Genomic DNA, 13571 nt, shown 5'->3' with positions numbered 1-13571 from the left:
CGACCCAGCAGGGGGCCCGCGTCGAAAGTCCCACAGACAGGTTTCAACGCGGGCGCACCCGTCAGGCCGCCGCCCGCAGTGCGACCTCCACCCGTCGGCGCAGATCGTCGAGGTCGACCCCGGATTCGGTGAGCACCAACGCGCCCAGCCCGTTCCCCTCCCGAAGCACCCCGAGCAGGATGTGCTCGGTGCCGATGTGGCGGTGGTGCAGGCGCAGCGCCTCCCGCAGGGACAACTCCAGCGCCTTCTTGGACCGGGGCGAGAACGGGCCGCCGAGGTACCGCTTACGCCCCCAGCGGCGACGCGGCGCCGGCACGGCCTCGCGCAGTGCGTCAGGACCGAAGGACTGCTCGATGCGGGCCACGATCGCGGCCAGGTCGATGCCGATCTCCCGCAGGGCTGCCGCGTCCGCGTCGCCGAGGCCGGCGCCACCGCTGGCGGTGTGTCGGCGGACGCGCTCGCGCAGGTCGTCGGCGCGTACGCCGGCGTCGGCGAGCACCCGGCTGGCCAGGCCTGCGTCGTCGGCGAGCAGGGCGAGCAGCAGGTGCTCGGTGCCGACCGGCCGTTGGCCCTCGGCCCGAGCCTCCTCCAGCGCCCGTCGCACCACGCCGCGCGCCCGGTCGGTGAACCGTTCGAACATCACGCCTCCCAGGATGAATTGACCGCCGGTCGCCCAGAGTGCTTCTTGTGCACCGCCTGCCGGCTGACCTCGAGCGCGTCGGCGATCTCCTGCCAGGACCAGCCCTGTCGACGGGCGTTGTCCACCTGGACCACCTCGAGCCGCTCGAGCAGCCGGCGCAGCGCGCGGACGGCGCGCAGCCCGACCCGGGGGTCGGTGCTGCCGGCTGCCGCCGCGAGTTCCGTCGCTTGACTCATACCGTCAACATACGTTGACAGCGCCACTCGTGTCAACCCTGGTTGACGCGCCCTGATCAGTAATAGTCGTCGATCGGCTGGCGCGCCTCATCGAACAGCGCCGGCCCCTCGTACCGCACCGGGGGCAACGGCGGGGTGGCCGGCTTGACCTCCTCGAACTGCTCGCTGGACAGGGCGTACACCACCCGGCCGAGGCCGGACCGGTCGATCGCGGTCGCGCACATCGGGCAGGGCTGGCAACTGGTGAACATGGTGGTGCCGGCGGCCACGTCGGGGGCGAGTTCCCGAGCGGCCCAGCGGGCCAGCTTCAACTCCGGGTGGGCGCTGATGTCCGAGTCGGAGACCACGGTGTTGTGGTCCTCGATCAGAACGGTGCCGTCCGCACCGACAAGCAACGAGCCGAACGGGCGTTCGCCGGACGCCCCGGCCTGGCTGGCGAGCGCCACGGCGCGGCGGAGAAACTTCTCGTCGTCGGGGGTCATCGTTCCTCCTGGGATCTGTGGTACGCGGCCACGGCCGCGAGTGTCCGCCAGGCCCGTTCGGGTTGGCGGATCTCGGTCAGGTCGCCGTTGAACGGATCGAGCACCACCGTCTCCGCCCCGAGCAGACGGATCCGGTCGAGATCGGCGATGATCTGGTCGATGGTGCCGACCCCGGCCAGCCGGTCCGGGGCGGTGACCGGTTCGGCCACCTCCCGCAGTGCGATGCGGGGCATCAACGCGGGCACCGGGCGACCCAGTTCGTCGGCGATGACCTTGAGCTGCCCGGCGGCCTCGCCCAGCCGTCCGGGCGTGAACCGCAGCGGGTGCCAGGCGTCACCGAGCAGTACCGCCCGGCGCATGCCGGCGTCACTGTTGCCGCCGACCCAGATCGGAATCGCAGCCGTGTCGTAGTCGTCGGTGTTGCGCCAGGCCTCGCGCATGGCCTGCAGGTACTCGTCGGTCAGCGCGCCGCGCCGCCGGAACGGCACGCCGAGCGCCTCGAACTCCTGCCGGGCCCAGCCGACACCGACGCCGAGGACGAGCCGGCCGCCGCTGAGCCGGTTGAGGTTCGCCGCCATCCGGGCGGTGAGCAGCGGATGCCGGTAGGGGACGATGAGCACGGTGGTGCCCAGCCGGACCCGGCGGGTCACCCCGGCCAGCCAGGACAGCGTGGTGAACGGCTCGTAGAAGGGCGCCGGATACTGCTCGGCCACGTCCTCGGTCACCGCGATGTGATCGGAGACCATCAGCAGGTCGAAGCCGAGGCCCTCGACCGTCTGCGCCCACTGTCGCAGCACGTCGGGGTCGGTACCCGGACCGAAGTTCGGTACGTTCACACCAATTTGCACGAGCCCTACGCTAGCCAGCGCGGACCGGGCGTGTGAACACCGTGATCCCTGCCTTCGATGACCTTTGCCGTGGATCCGCCGGTAGATTGGCCCGATGGCCGAGAATCTTGACGCCGTCGATTGGTCCATCCTCAACGAGTTGCAGGACGACGGCCGCCTGCCGATCACCGAGCTCAGCCGCCGGGTCAAGCTGAGCGCGTCGGCCACCAGCGAGCGGGTGCGGCGGCTGGAGGCGACCGGTGTGATCAGCGGCTACCGCGCCGACGTCGACCTGGCCAAGGCGGGCTTCGCCGTGCTCGCGGTGGTCCGGCTGAAGTATCCCGGCAGCCGGCACGAACCGCTGCACCGGCTACTGGATCGACGGTCGGAGATTCTGGAGTGCCTGCGCACCACCGGAGACGACTGTTACGTGCTGAAGGTGGCCGCGACGTCGATGGCCCACCTCGAACAGGTCGTCAACGATCTCGCCGGGTTCGGCAGCACCACCACCAACGTGGTCTACAGCGCCACCCTCCCCTATCGCGGCCCGCGCCGGACGCCGCCCAGCTGACGAGAACCCACAACCGGCCCGCGGACGTGACCATCCGACTACCCTCAGTCAGGGACAGCGTGGTCGTGCCGGGCGCGACGCCCGGGAGGTGATGTCGGATGGCCGTACCTGCCGATGCGGCGGTCCTGGTCGGCCTCGGCTCGGATCTCGACCTCCCGGTCGTCGAACAGGCCGCGCAGGAAGCCGCCGCCCACGGCCGCCCTCTGCACCTGCTGCGCACCTTCGACTGGCACGCGGCCTTCGCCGCGGACACCGTCGCCGCTCCCCGGGACGAGGCCGAGAATCTGATCACCCGGGCCGCCCAACTCGCCCACCAGGTCGAGCCGGAGCTGACCGTGGGTGGCGAGATCGTCGAGGGCGCCACGTTGGCCACTCTCATCCGCCGGTCGGAGGGGGCCTTCCTGCTGGCGGTCGGCGACAGCGGGATGGCCGGCAGCGGCCAGTGCGTCCCGGCCGACACGCTCGCCGTGCAGCTGGCCGCGCGGGCCGGCTGCCCGCTGCTGGTGGTCCGCCGTGAGCCGCCGCCGCCGGGCCCGGTCCTGGTCGGGGTGGACGGCTCGCCCAGCTCGCATCTCGCTCTGCAGTGGGCAGCGGAGTGCGCGGCCCGAAGGGGCGCCCGCCTGCTCGCGCTGCGCGTCGTGGAGTACGACGAGGACGTCGACGCGGTCGCCGAGCAGCTCAGCGAGGCCCTGGCCCGCCACACCAGCCGCAACAGTTCGGTACCCACCGAGTGTCGAGTGGTTCGCGGGGATCCCGGTCAGGTGCTGATCGACACGTCGCGCACGACGCAGTTGACGCTGGTCGCCGCCCGTGGCGACGAACCGGCACGCGCCATGCTGGGCGCGGTCGCCCAATCCCTGCTCTACCACTCCCCAGCCCCGGTGGTCGTCGTCCGTGGCCTGGCCGAGATGCCGCTGACCGGGCCCGACGCCCGGCCCACGCGGGACCAACGGCCCTGACCCGGGGCGTTCGCAGCGGCGAAGCTGGACGCCGGACGCCCCACCCCAACCCGCGAGAGGCAGCATGATGGACACCACTCTCGACGTGCACCGCGCCCTCACCGACGACGAGCTGCGCCGGTTGGACGCCTACTGGCGCGCGGCGAACTACCTCACCGTGGGGCAGATCTACCTGCTGGACAACCCGCTGCTCCGGGAGCCGCTGACCCCCGACGACATCAAGCCGCGGCTGCTCGGGCACTGGGGCACCAGCCCCGGGCTCAATCTGGTCTACGCCCACCTCAACCGGGTGATCGTGGCGCGTGACCTCAACGCCATGCTGGTCACCGGCCCCGGCCACGGCGGCCCGGCCATCGTGGCCAACACCTGGCTGGAGGGCACCTGGTCGGAGCGCTACCACGACGTGGCGCGCGACGAGGTCGGGATGTCCAAGCTGTTCCGCCAGTTCTCCTTCCCGGGCGGCATCCCCAGCCACGTGGCAGCGGACGTGCCGGGTTCGATCCACGAGGGCGGTGAGCTGGGGTACGCGTTGAGCCACGCCTACGGCGCCGCGTTCGACCACCCGGATCTCGTGGTGGCCTGTGTGGTCGGCGACGGCGAGGCGGAGACCGGGCCGCTGGCCGGGAGCTGGCTCTCCAACGTGTTCCTCAACCCGGCGCGCGACGGCGCGGTGTTGCCCATCCTGCACCTCAACGGCTACAAGATCGCTGGCCCGACGGTGCTGGCCCGGATCCCCGAGACCGACCTGATCGACCTCATGCGCGGTTCGGGCTACCAGCCGTACGTGGTGGCCGGCGACGACCCCGCCCAGGTGCACCGCGCCCTCGCCGCGACGATGGACCGCGTGCTGGACGAGATCGCCGAGATCCAGCGGCGGGCCCGCTCCGGTGGCGGCATCGAACGTCCCCGCTGGCCGATGATCGTTCTGCGTACGCCGAAGGGCTGGACCGGCCCGCGAGAGGTCGACGGCACCCAGGTGGAGGGCACGTACCGCGCCCACCAGGTGCCCCTGTCGGGGGTCCGCGACAATCCGGCGCACCTGGCCGAGCTGGAACGGTGGCTGCGCAGCTACCGGCCGGAGGAGCTGTTCGACGCGACCGGTGCGCCGGTGGACGAGTTGCGGACGCTGCCGCCGCGCGGTGACCGGCGGATGAGCGCCAACCCGGTCACCAACGGCGGTGTGGTGCTGCGCGACCTGTCCCTGCCGGACTTCCGCGACTACGGGGTGGAGGTCCCCGAACCGGGCGAGCCGATGGCCGGCGCGACCGGGGTGCTCGGGCCGTGGATCCGCGACGTCATCAGCGCCAACCCGGAGACCTTCCGGCTGTTCGGCCCGGACGAGGTCGCGTCCAACCGGTTGGGCGCAGCGTTCGAGGTGACCGGTCGGGCCTGGGTGGCCGCCACCGTGCCCGGCGACGACCACCTCTCGCCCGATGGTCGGGTCATGGAGGTGCTCTCCGAGCACCTGTGCCAGGGCTGGCTGGAGGGCTACCTGCTGACCGGCCGGCACGGTGTGTTCACCAGCTACGAGGCGTTCATCCACATCGTCGACTCGATGCTCAACCAGCACGCCAAGTGGCTGAAGGTGACCCGCGCCATCCCGTGGCGGCAGCCGATCGCCTCGCTGAACTACCTGCTGTCCAGCCACGTCTGGCGCCAGGACCACAACGGTTTCTCCCACCAGGACCCGGGCTTCATCGACCACGTGGTCAACAAGAAGGCCGAGGTGGTGCGGGTCTACCTGCCGGCGGACGCCAACACCCTGCTCGCCACGATGGATCACTGCCTGCGCAGCCGGCACTACATCAACGTGGTGGTGGCCGGTAAGCAGCCCGCGCCGAACTGGCTGACGATGACCGAGGCGATCCAGCACACCCGCCGTGGCCTGGGGATCTGGGAGTGGGCCAGCAACGACGGCGGCAGCGTTCCGGACGTGGTGCTCGCCTGCTGCGGGGACGTGCCCACCCTGGAGGCGCTGGCCGCCGCCGAACTGCTGCACCAGCACCTCCCGGAGCTGAAGGTGCGGCTGGTCAACGTGGTCGACCTGATGCGGCTCCAGCCGGACACCGAGCATCCGCACGGCCTGACCGACAACGAGTTCGACACCATCTTCACCGAGGACCGGCCGATCATCTTCGCCTATCACGGCTACCCGTGGCTGATCCACCGCCTCACCTACCGCCGCAGCAACCACGAGAACCTGCACGTGCGCGGCTACAAGGAGGAGGGCACCACCACCACCCCGTTCGACATGGTGATGCTCAACGACCTGGACCGATTCCACCTGGTCATCGACGTCATCGACCGGGTGCCCGGGCTGGCCGCTCGCGCCGCGCACCTGCGCCAGCGGATGGTCGACGCCCGGCAGACGGCCCGCGACTACACCCGCCAGTACGGCGAGGACGACCCCCAGGTCGCCGAGTGGCGCTGGGTCCGCGAAACCGACCCGACCAACCCCTGAGGAGTACGACGTGCGTGACGCGGAGATCCTGGTCGGCTACGACGGCTCCACCGACGCCTCGGTGGCCGTGGACTGGGCGCTGGAGGAGGCTCGGCACAGCGGCCAACCGGTGCGGCTGGCGTACGTCTTCGAATGGCTGACCGTGGCCGGCTGGGTCGGCCCGGGCGTGGCGCCCGGGGTCTGGCCGGACGAAACCGCCCGCCGGCAGGTCGAAGGCCTGGTCCGCAAGGCCGCGGCGGACGCCACCGCCACCCACCCCCGGCTGAGGGTCACCGGCGAGGTGTACGACGGGCCGCCTGCCCTGGTGTTGCAGGAACGCTCGGCCGAGGCCGGGATGCTGGTGCTCGGCAGCCGGGGCCACGGCGGATTCGGAGGCCTGCTGGCCGGGTCGACGGCCGTGTCGGTCGCCGCGCACGCACACTGCCCGGTCGTGGTGGTCCGGGACGGGGCCGGCAGCGCTCCGGTCGACGCGTCGACCGGCCCGGTGGCGGTCGGCGTGGACGGCTCGGACCCGTCGCTGGTGGCACTCGGCTTCGCGGCGGAACGGGCCGCGCAGCGGCAGGTGCCGCTGCGCGTCCTGCACGCCTGGACACCAGGCCCCGGCGGGGCGGCCGGGGTGCCCGACGAGCGGGCTGCGGTGGAGCAGGCACTGGAACCGTGGCGGCGAACATTCCCCGAGCTGGACATGACCGTCGACCTCGTCCCAACCAGCCCGGCGGCGATGCTGATCGAGGTGAGTCGCGACGCGCGGCTGGTGGTGGTCGGCAGCCGCGGCCGGGGCGGGCTGGCCGGAATGCTGCTCGGCTCGGTCAGCCAACAGCTCATCCAGCACGCCAACTGCCCGGTCGCGGTGGTCCGGGAACGCTGACCACAGCGCAAGCACCGCGTCATGAGGCACGACGAGCAGAGATGGAAGGTCGTGACCATGAGTCCGGAGAGCCAGCTGACCACCGCACTGGCGGAGGCCGCCGCCACCGCCGGCCACGCCCCCTCGGTGCACAACACCCAGCCGTGGCGTTGGCGGGTGCTGCCCGACGCGCTGGAGCTGCGCTCGGTCGCCGACCGGCAGCTCGCCGCCACCGACCCGGAGGGCAGGCTGCTCGCGATCAGCTGCGGCACCGCCCTGCACCATGCCCGGCTCGCGCTGGCGGCCGAGGGGTGGAGCGCCGTGGTGCAACGGCTGCCCAACCCCGGCGACGGCGAGCTGCTGGCCCGGCTGACCGACCTGGGCCAGACCCCGGCAGACCCGGACGCCATGCACATGGTGCAGTGCATGCAGGTCCGGCGCACCGACCGGCGGCCGGTCAGCGACGAGCCGGTGCCGTCCACGGCGATCGAGCAGATCACCCGGGCGATCGGCGCGGAGGGCTGCCGGTTGCAGATCCTCGACCGCGACCAGGTGCTGGAGTTGGCCGCTACCGCAGGGCACGCCGACACAATCGAGACCGAGGATCCGGAGCTGCGCGCCGAGCTGGACTACTGGACCAGCCGTGCCGGTGAGGGCACCGGCCTGCCGGCGGAGGTGCTGCCCGAGCAGCCACCGCAGACCACCGTGCCGGGCCGCGACTTCGGCCGCCGCGGCAGCCTGCCCGTGGGTCCCGGTCACGACCGCATGGCGGTGTACGCGATGCTGCACGGCGACGAGGACGAGCGGGACAGCTGGTTGCGTGCCGGGGAGGCGCTGTCCGCCGGCTGGCTGACCGCCACTCGGCTCGGTGTGTCGGTGGTGCCGCTCAGCGCCGTGGTAGAGGTGCCCGGCACCCGGCAGACCCTGCGTCAGCTGCTCTCCGGGATCGGTTTCCCCTACATCGTGCTGCGGTTGGGCATCGCGGACCCGGCACACGCGGGCCCGCCGCACACGCCGCGACTGACCGCCGCGCAGGTGGTCGACACCTCCGCGCTGCGTGGCGAGCAGGGCTGACAGATCTGGCCAGGAGGGTCACCGGCGCTACCATCGCCCGGTGACCAGCAGCGCTCCGCAACCCCGTCAGGAGTCGCCGACAGCCCCGTCGCTCGGGCTGAGCCCTCTGTCGCGGGTCCGTCTCGACGAGCTGCTGCAGGAGATGCTGGTCCGAGTCGGTGAGGTCGTCACCAGCCGGGAGAGGTTGCGCGCCCTGCTCGACGCGGTGGTCGGCATCGGCACCAACCTGGATCTGCGCACCACCCTGCAACGCATCGTGCAGGCGGCCTGCGAGCTGGTCGGCGCCCGCTACGGCGCACTGGGCGTCGTCGGCGCGGACCGGTTGCTGTACGACTTCATCGTGCACGGCATCACTCCCGAGCAGCACGAGCAGATCGGCGACCTGCCGCACGGGCGGGGCGTGCTCGGCCTGCTCATCGACGACCCACAGCCGCTGCGGATGCCGGACATCACCCAGCATCCCCGCTCGTTCGGGTTCCCGGCGAACCACCCGCCGATGCACAGCTTCCTGGGCGTGCCGGTGCGGATCCGCGACCAGGTGTTCGGCAACCTCTATCTGGCCGAGAAGGAGGGCGGCGCACAGTTCACCGAGGACGACGAGGAGATCGTCGTCGCGCTCGCCGCCGCCGCTGGCGTGGCCATCGAAAACGCCCGTCTGTACGCCCTGGCGCACCGGCGGGAACGCTGGCTGGCCGCCACCGCCGAGATCACCACCGTGCTGCTCGGCGAGGTGCGCCGCGCCGACGCGTTGGCGTTGGTCGCCCGCCGCGCCCGGGAGGTCTCGGAGGCCGAGTTGGCGCTGATGCTGCTCTACGACGCCGACGCCGACCAGTTCACCGTCGAGGTGGTCGACGGCGCGGACGAGCAGGCCCGGACGTTGGTCGGCGCGATCCTGCCCGCCGCCGACACGAGCTTCGGCGCGGCGGTCGCCGAGGGCCGGCACGACCAGGTGGACGACCTGGCGCACGCCGCACCGTGGCCGGCGCTCCTGCACACCGGCCCGGCGATGATCTCACCACTGGCGACCGCCGACACGCTGCACGGCGTGCTGATCGTGGCACACCGGCTCGAGCGCGGCGGCGCTGCCAGTGACGAGGACGTGGCACTGCTCGGCAGCTTCGCCGGGCAGGCGGCGTTGGCCATGGAACGAGCCCGCGGCCAGGAGGAACGCGAATTGCTCGTGGTTCTGGAGGACCGCGAGCGGATCGCCCGTGACCTGCACGACGTGGTGATCCAACGGCTCTTCGCCACCGGTCTGCAACTGCAGAGCGCCGCACCGATGATGGCCCGTTCGGAGGTGGCCAAGCGGATCAACGCTGCCGTCGACGACCTGGACGCCACCATCCGCGACATCCGCCGGACCATATTCGAGCTACGCACGCCGATGACGGCGGCGCTGCGCACCGAGATCCGCGAGGCGATCGAGTTGGCCGCCGAGTCGCTGGGCTTCAAGCCGCACCTGGAGCTGACCGGGCCAGTGGACAGCGCCGTCCCGGACGCCATCCGCCCGGACCTCACCGCCGTGCTGCGCGAGGCACTGTCCAACGTGGTCCGCCACGCGCAAAGCACTCACGTCGACGTGGCCGTACGCGTCGACACCGGCAACGTCACCGTGACCGTCACCGACGACGGGGTTGGTTGCGACCCTGCCGCCGCCCGGGGTGGTCTGGTCAACCTGCGCGAGCGCGCCGACCGGCTCGGCGGCATTTTCACCGTCAGCCGGGTCGAGCCGCACGGCACCGAGCTGCACTGGGCCGCGCCGCTGCGCGACTGACCCGGGCAGATCAGGGGGTCTTGCCGAGCAGCCGGGTGGCCAGGACAGCGGCCTGGGTACGGCGTTCCAGGCCCAGCTTGGCCAGCACGCTGGAGACGTAGTTCTTCACGGTCTTCTCGGCCAGGAACATCCGCCCGGCGATTTCCCGGTTGGTGAGCCCCTCCGCCACGTACTCCAGGATCCGCCGCTCCTGCTCGGTGAGCGACTTCAGCTCGCGCGGCTGCTCGACGCCATTGCGGATGCGCTCCAGCACCCGGGCGGTGACGATCGGGTCGAGCAGTGACTGCCCGGCCGCGACCCGGCGCACCGCGTCGACCAGGTCGGTGCCGCGGATCTGCTTGAGCACGTACCCGGCGGCACCAGCCATGATCGCCGCGAACAGCGCCTCGTCGTCCTCGTACGAGGTGAGGATCAGGCCCCTGATGGACGAGTCGACCGCGCGGACATCGCGGCACACGTCGATGCCGTTGCCATCGGGCAGCCGTGCGTCGAGGATCGCCACGTCGGGCCGCAACGCCGGGATGCGACGGACCGCCTCCTGCGCGGAGCCGGACTCGCCGACCACCTCGATGTCGCCGCTGCTCTGCAGCAGGTCGGCCAGGCCACGGCGGACGACTTCATGGTCGTCGAGGAGGAACACGCGGATCATCCTTCGTTTCTACCCGGTGCCCACGCCTCGCCACACGGGCCGAAGGTCCCGACCAGGCCGGGCCGAGGTCCGGCGTCCGGCCGAGGGCGACGCCCGGGGCGATCGGGCCGGACGGATCGGGACGTCCGGCCCTGCTCAGCACCCCGCTGACGGACGGACCGTAGAGGTGCGCCGGCGTCGCGGTACCAACCGCCGCAATCGCCGGCGAACCGGGAGAGGAGTACCGCCATGGACATCGGCTACACCGAGGCCCACCTACGGGCCGCCGCCGTGGACGCGGTCCGGGCGCCGTCGTTACACAACACCCAACCGTGGCGGTTTCGGCTGCGCGAGGGCGGCATCGAGGTGTTGGCCGACCCGACCCGACGGTTGCCGGCGTCCGACCCGAGCGGGTGGGCTGTCCGGATCGCCTGCGGCGCGGCGTTGTTCAACCTCCGAATGGCACTGGCCGTGGCCGGCAGGCCAGCTCGGGTGCGGCTGCGCCCCGACCCGGCCGAGCCGGACCTGTTGGCCCGACTGGTGCCGGACGTCGCACGCCGACCCACCCCCGCCGAGCAGAGCCTGTACGCGGCCATCCCCCGCCGGTTCAGCAACCGGTTGCCGTTCTGGCCGGACCCGGTGCCGGCCGACGCGCGGTGGCGCCTCGGCGAGGCGGCCCGTGGTGAGCAGTGCTGGTTGGAGCTGCTGATCGGGGTCAGCGCGGTCACTGCCTTCGGTGAGATCGCCCGCGGCGCACACAGGGTGCTGGAACGCGATCCCGCGTACCGGGCCGAGCGCGTGCGGTGGCTGCGCGAGGAGCCCGCGCCGGACGGCGTACCCGTCTCGGCCGGCGGCCCACAGAGCGAGCCGCAGGACGTGCTGCCGGCGCGTGGCTTCGGCGGGCGCGACCGGGCCCCGGGCCGAGACTTCGAGCCGGAGCCCCTGGTGGGGGTGCTCGGCTCGGCGGGCAACACCGCTGTGGACCAGGTGATCGCCGGGCAGGCCCTGCAACGGCTGCTGCTCGCCGCCACCGACGTCGGGCTCAGCGTGTCGCTGCTCTCCCAGCCCATCGAGGTGCCCACCGCTCGGGAGCAGCTACGGCTGTCGCTGGGACGGCTCGGCACGCCGCAGATGGTGCTGCGGATCGGGTACGGCCAGCCGGGCCGACCGACCCCCCGCCGCAGCATCGACGACGTGCTCGACCTGCCGGTGGTGCCGGCCTGAGCTCATCGACGCTGGCGCGGTCAGGTCGCGAGCACAGCGGCCTCCCGGGTCGGGTCCAGCCCGATCGAGCTGTGCAGCGGTCGCCCGGCGCGCGGCGGAACCACGTCCACCTCGCGGAGCCACCGCCACGTGTCGTCGACGGTCTCGGCCAACGACCGGCAGGTCAGACCGGCGGCGAAGGCGCGGGTCACGTCCCGCTCCAGCAACCCCCGGTAGGGGTGGCCGGCCGGCAACCAGATCGGCAGGTCGCTCCAGGGCTCCACACCGGCGGCGAGGATCGACGCCGGATCGGTCCAGCGCAGCCGGACGTCGGCACCGGTGGCAGCGACGCAGGCGCCGAGCAGCTCACCCATCGTGGTCTGACCGGGACGACCGATCGCGTTGAACGTGCCGCCCAGCCGCCGGGCGCCCGCGTCCAGCATCCACCCCGCCAGGTCGCGTACGTCGATGTACTGCACCGGCAGCTCGGCCGGCCCGGGGGCGAGCACGTCGCCGCCCCGCTCGATGCGTCGCAGCCACCAGGGCAGCCGGCCGATGTCCTCGCCCGGGCCAAGGATCAGCCCGGCCCGGGCGACGAGCGCACGGTCGCCGAAGGCCTCCCGCACCGCGCGCTCGGCACCGGACTTGAGCTGCGGGTAGTCGCCGTCGACGGAGTCCGGGTCGGCGTCCACCACCGGGGAGTCCTCGTTCAGCCCGAGTGCGGCCGGGTCGGCGTAGACCGACCCACTGGACACGTACACGTAGTGGTCGACCGCGTCGACCAGCGCGCGGGCGGCGTCCCGGGCAGCGCGGGGCGCGCCGTCCCAGGTGTCCACCACCACGTCCCACTCGCCGCCGGCGAGGGCCGCCAGGCCGTCCGGTTCGGTGCGGTCACCCCGCAACCGGTGTACGCCGGCAGGCACCGTGCCGTGCAGCCCTCGGTTGAACACCGTCACCGTCCAGCCGCGGCGCACCGCCTCGGTGACCGTCGCCCCGCCCACGAAACCCGTACCGCCAAGCACCAGCAATCTCATGCGCTCCACCCTGCCCGCGCGAGTCGGCGGAAGACGTCCCCGTTCGCCGGTAGCGGATCTGCCCCTGGCAGAACCGTCAGGTGAGCAGCCGATCCAGTGGCCGTGGGATGGCACCCGGGTCGAGGGCGCCGACGAGCGCGCGAGCGTACCGCGCCTTGCGCCCGCTCATCGTGCCCATGAAGCGGCGCAGTTGCCGCTCGATCGTCCGGTCGCGCTGCGCGGGCTGGTTCTGGAAGACCCGGAACTTCGCCAGATCGCGCTCGGCATCGATGACCTGTTCGACACCGGCGCTGCCGAGCGCACGGATCAGCTCGTCCTCCAGGTCGGTCACGCACACGTGGAAGCCGAGCGCCTCCATCGCCGAGCGGCTCAGCTCGGCGCCGAAGCCGGCCTGCTCCAGCCCTCGCCGGAAGAAGCCCTCCTCGGCCTCGTCGCAGAGCCCTCGTACGGTCAGCGCCAGCCCCTGGACGCCGAAGAGCCGCAGGTACCGGGCGACACTCATCGCTCCGCCGATCGGCAGGACGCACACGCCCTCACCAGCCAGGTCGCGGTCACGCCGGTCGGCGAGCGTCTCCACCGCGTACTGGTCGCTGAGCCCTTCGACGAGCACGACGGTGCTCAGCTCGCCCGCCAGCGCACGGGCCAGTGTGGCGGCTGCCGCGGCGTCCGCACCGCCGGCCGCCCAGACGTGCACGGCGGCTCGGAAGCGGTCCGGCTCTCGCACAGCTCAGAGTCTCGCAAGCTCCTACCGGGACCGCCATCGGATTGTGAACGGGGTGGCTTCCTGAGCTTGCTCGCAACAAGGGGCCACAACCAGAACGGCTCGTTACCAGAC

General features: G+C 72.2%; 14 protein-coding genes. 7 read left to right on the top strand and 7 right to left on the bottom strand.

The annotated features are described in order from the left end of the window. Nucleotides 1-61 precede the first annotated feature (61 nt). Genes HNR20_RS22595 through HNR20_RS22580 form a run of 4 tightly spaced genes read right to left on the bottom strand, consistent with a single transcriptional unit; the run spans nt 62 to nt 2206 of the window. Entirely contained in the window at nt 62-640 is a 579-nt protein-coding gene (locus HNR20_RS22595; protein WP_184183189.1) for a Clp protease N-terminal domain-containing protein, read from the bottom strand. After that, nucleotides 640-876, bottom strand: coding sequence for an HTH domain-containing protein (locus HNR20_RS22590; protein ID WP_184183187.1), 237 nt, complete (start codon nt 874-876; stop codon nt 640-642). The genes HNR20_RS22595 and HNR20_RS22590 overlap by 1 nt, the downstream gene beginning before the upstream one ends. Nucleotides 877-932: 56 nt before the next feature. After that, entirely contained in the window at nt 933-1358 is a 426-nt protein-coding gene (locus tag HNR20_RS22585; RefSeq protein WP_184183185.1) for a nucleoside deaminase, read from the bottom strand. Next, the gene (locus HNR20_RS22580) at nt 1355-2206 is read right to left on the bottom strand and encodes an LLM class flavin-dependent oxidoreductase (RefSeq protein ID WP_184183182.1); all 852 of its coding nucleotides are present in this window, start codon (nt 2204-2206) and stop codon (nt 1355-1357) included. The genes HNR20_RS22585 and HNR20_RS22580 overlap by 4 nt, the downstream gene beginning before the upstream one ends. 94 nt (nt 2207-2300) lie before the next feature. On the opposite strand from HNR20_RS22580, the gene HNR20_RS22575 reads away from it, so the two are divergent. From HNR20_RS22575 to HNR20_RS22550, 6 genes are all read left to right on the top strand, one after another. Next, entirely contained in the window at nt 2301-2756 is a 456-nt protein-coding gene (locus tag HNR20_RS22575; RefSeq protein WP_184183179.1) for an Lrp/AsnC family transcriptional regulator, read from the top strand. 98 nt (nt 2757-2854) lie between these two features. Beyond that, on the top strand, nt 2855-3715 hold the full coding sequence (locus HNR20_RS22570) for a universal stress protein (RefSeq protein ID WP_184183176.1): 861 nt from the start codon (nt 2855-2857) through the stop codon (nt 3713-3715). Between the two features lie 67 nt (nt 3716-3782). After that, on the top strand, nt 3783-6176 hold the full coding sequence (locus HNR20_RS22565) for a phosphoketolase family protein (protein ID WP_184188808.1): 2394 nt from the start codon (nt 3783-3785) through the stop codon (nt 6174-6176). Nucleotides 6177-6186: 10 nt separating this feature from the next. Continuing rightward, a complete protein-coding gene (locus HNR20_RS22560) occupies nt 6187-7044 on the top strand; it encodes a universal stress protein (RefSeq protein WP_184183174.1) in 858 nt (285 codons plus the stop codon). Between the two features lie 57 nt (nt 7045-7101). After that, nucleotides 7102-8097 (top strand): Acg family FMN-binding oxidoreductase, encoded by a 996-nt coding sequence (locus tag HNR20_RS22555; protein WP_229687376.1) that lies wholly within the window; start codon nt 7102-7104, stop codon nt 8095-8097. A gap of 97 nt (nt 8098-8194) precedes the next feature. After that, the gene (locus HNR20_RS22550; protein WP_184188806.1) at nt 8195-9871 is read left to right on the top strand and encodes a sensor histidine kinase; all 1677 of its coding nucleotides are present in this window, start codon (nt 8195-8197) and stop codon (nt 9869-9871) included. A 10-nt stretch (nt 9872-9881) separates the two neighbouring features. On the opposite strand, the gene HNR20_RS22545 is transcribed toward HNR20_RS22550, so the two are convergent. Then, nucleotides 9882-10520 carry a response regulator gene (locus HNR20_RS22545; protein WP_184183167.1) on the bottom strand — a complete coding sequence of 213 codons (639 nt, stop codon included), beginning with the start codon at nt 10518-10520 and terminating at the stop codon, nt 9882-9884. A 228-nt stretch (nt 10521-10748) separates the two neighbouring features. Between HNR20_RS22545 and HNR20_RS22540 the strand changes: the two genes are divergently transcribed. After that, a complete protein-coding gene (locus HNR20_RS22540; RefSeq protein WP_184183165.1) occupies nt 10749-11723 on the top strand; it encodes an Acg family FMN-binding oxidoreductase in 975 nt (324 codons plus the stop codon). 20 nt (nt 11724-11743) lie between these two features. On the opposite strand, the gene HNR20_RS22535 is transcribed toward HNR20_RS22540, so the two are convergent. Together HNR20_RS22535 and HNR20_RS22530 are read right to left on the bottom strand one after the other, a co-directional pair. After that, complete coding sequence (locus HNR20_RS22535) at nt 11744-12736, bottom strand: NAD-dependent epimerase/dehydratase family protein (RefSeq protein WP_184183162.1); 993 nt, start codon at nt 12734-12736, stop codon at nt 11744-11746. A 76-nt stretch (nt 12737-12812) separates the two neighbouring features. Then, on the bottom strand, nt 12813-13460 hold the full coding sequence (locus HNR20_RS22530) for a TOPRIM nucleotidyl transferase/hydrolase domain-containing protein (RefSeq protein ID WP_184183159.1): 648 nt from the start codon (nt 13458-13460) through the stop codon (nt 12813-12815). Between the last annotated feature and the right edge of the window lie 111 nt (nt 13461-13571).

The sequence above is a fragment of the Micromonospora parathelypteridis genome (assembly GCF_014201145.1).
GTDB lineage: Bacteria > Actinomycetota > Actinomycetes > Mycobacteriales > Micromonosporaceae > Micromonospora > Micromonospora parathelypteridis.
The sequence above is the reverse complement of the archived record's forward strand: the minus strand, read 5'-3'. Positions and strand labels throughout refer to the sequence as shown.

Excerpts from the sequence above, each read along its gene's own strand:
- HNR20_RS22595 (WP_184183189.1), bottom strand. The coding sequence starts at position 640 with ATGTTCGAACGGTTCACCGACCGGGCGCGCGGCGTGGTGCGACGGGCG.
- HNR20_RS22590 (WP_184183187.1), bottom strand. The coding sequence starts at position 876 with ATGAGTCAAGCGACGGAACTCGCGGCGGCAGCCGGCAGCACCGACCCC.
- HNR20_RS22585 (WP_184183185.1), bottom strand. The coding sequence starts at position 1,358 with ATGACCCCCGACGACGAGAAGTTTCTCCGCCGCGCCGTGGCGCTCGCC.
- HNR20_RS22575 (WP_184183179.1), top strand. The coding sequence starts at position 2,301 with ATGGCCGAGAATCTTGACGCCGTCGATTGGTCCATCCTCAACGAGTTG.
- HNR20_RS22570 (WP_184183176.1), top strand. The coding sequence starts at position 2,855 with ATGGCCGTACCTGCCGATGCGGCGGTCCTGGTCGGCCTCGGCTCGGAT.
- HNR20_RS22565 (WP_184188808.1), top strand. The coding sequence starts at position 3,783 with ATGGACACCACTCTCGACGTGCACCGCGCCCTCACCGACGACGAGCTG.
- HNR20_RS22555 (WP_229687376.1), top strand. The coding sequence starts at position 7,102 with ATGAGTCCGGAGAGCCAGCTGACCACCGCACTGGCGGAGGCCGCCGCC.
- HNR20_RS22545 (WP_184183167.1), bottom strand. The coding sequence starts at position 10,520 with ATGATCCGCGTGTTCCTCCTCGACGACCATGAAGTCGTCCGCCGTGGC.
- HNR20_RS22540 (WP_184183165.1), top strand. The coding sequence starts at position 10,749 with ATGGACATCGGCTACACCGAGGCCCACCTACGGGCCGCCGCCGTGGAC.
- HNR20_RS22535 (WP_184183162.1), bottom strand. The coding sequence starts at position 12,736 with ATGAGATTGCTGGTGCTTGGCGGTACGGGTTTCGTGGGCGGGGCGACG.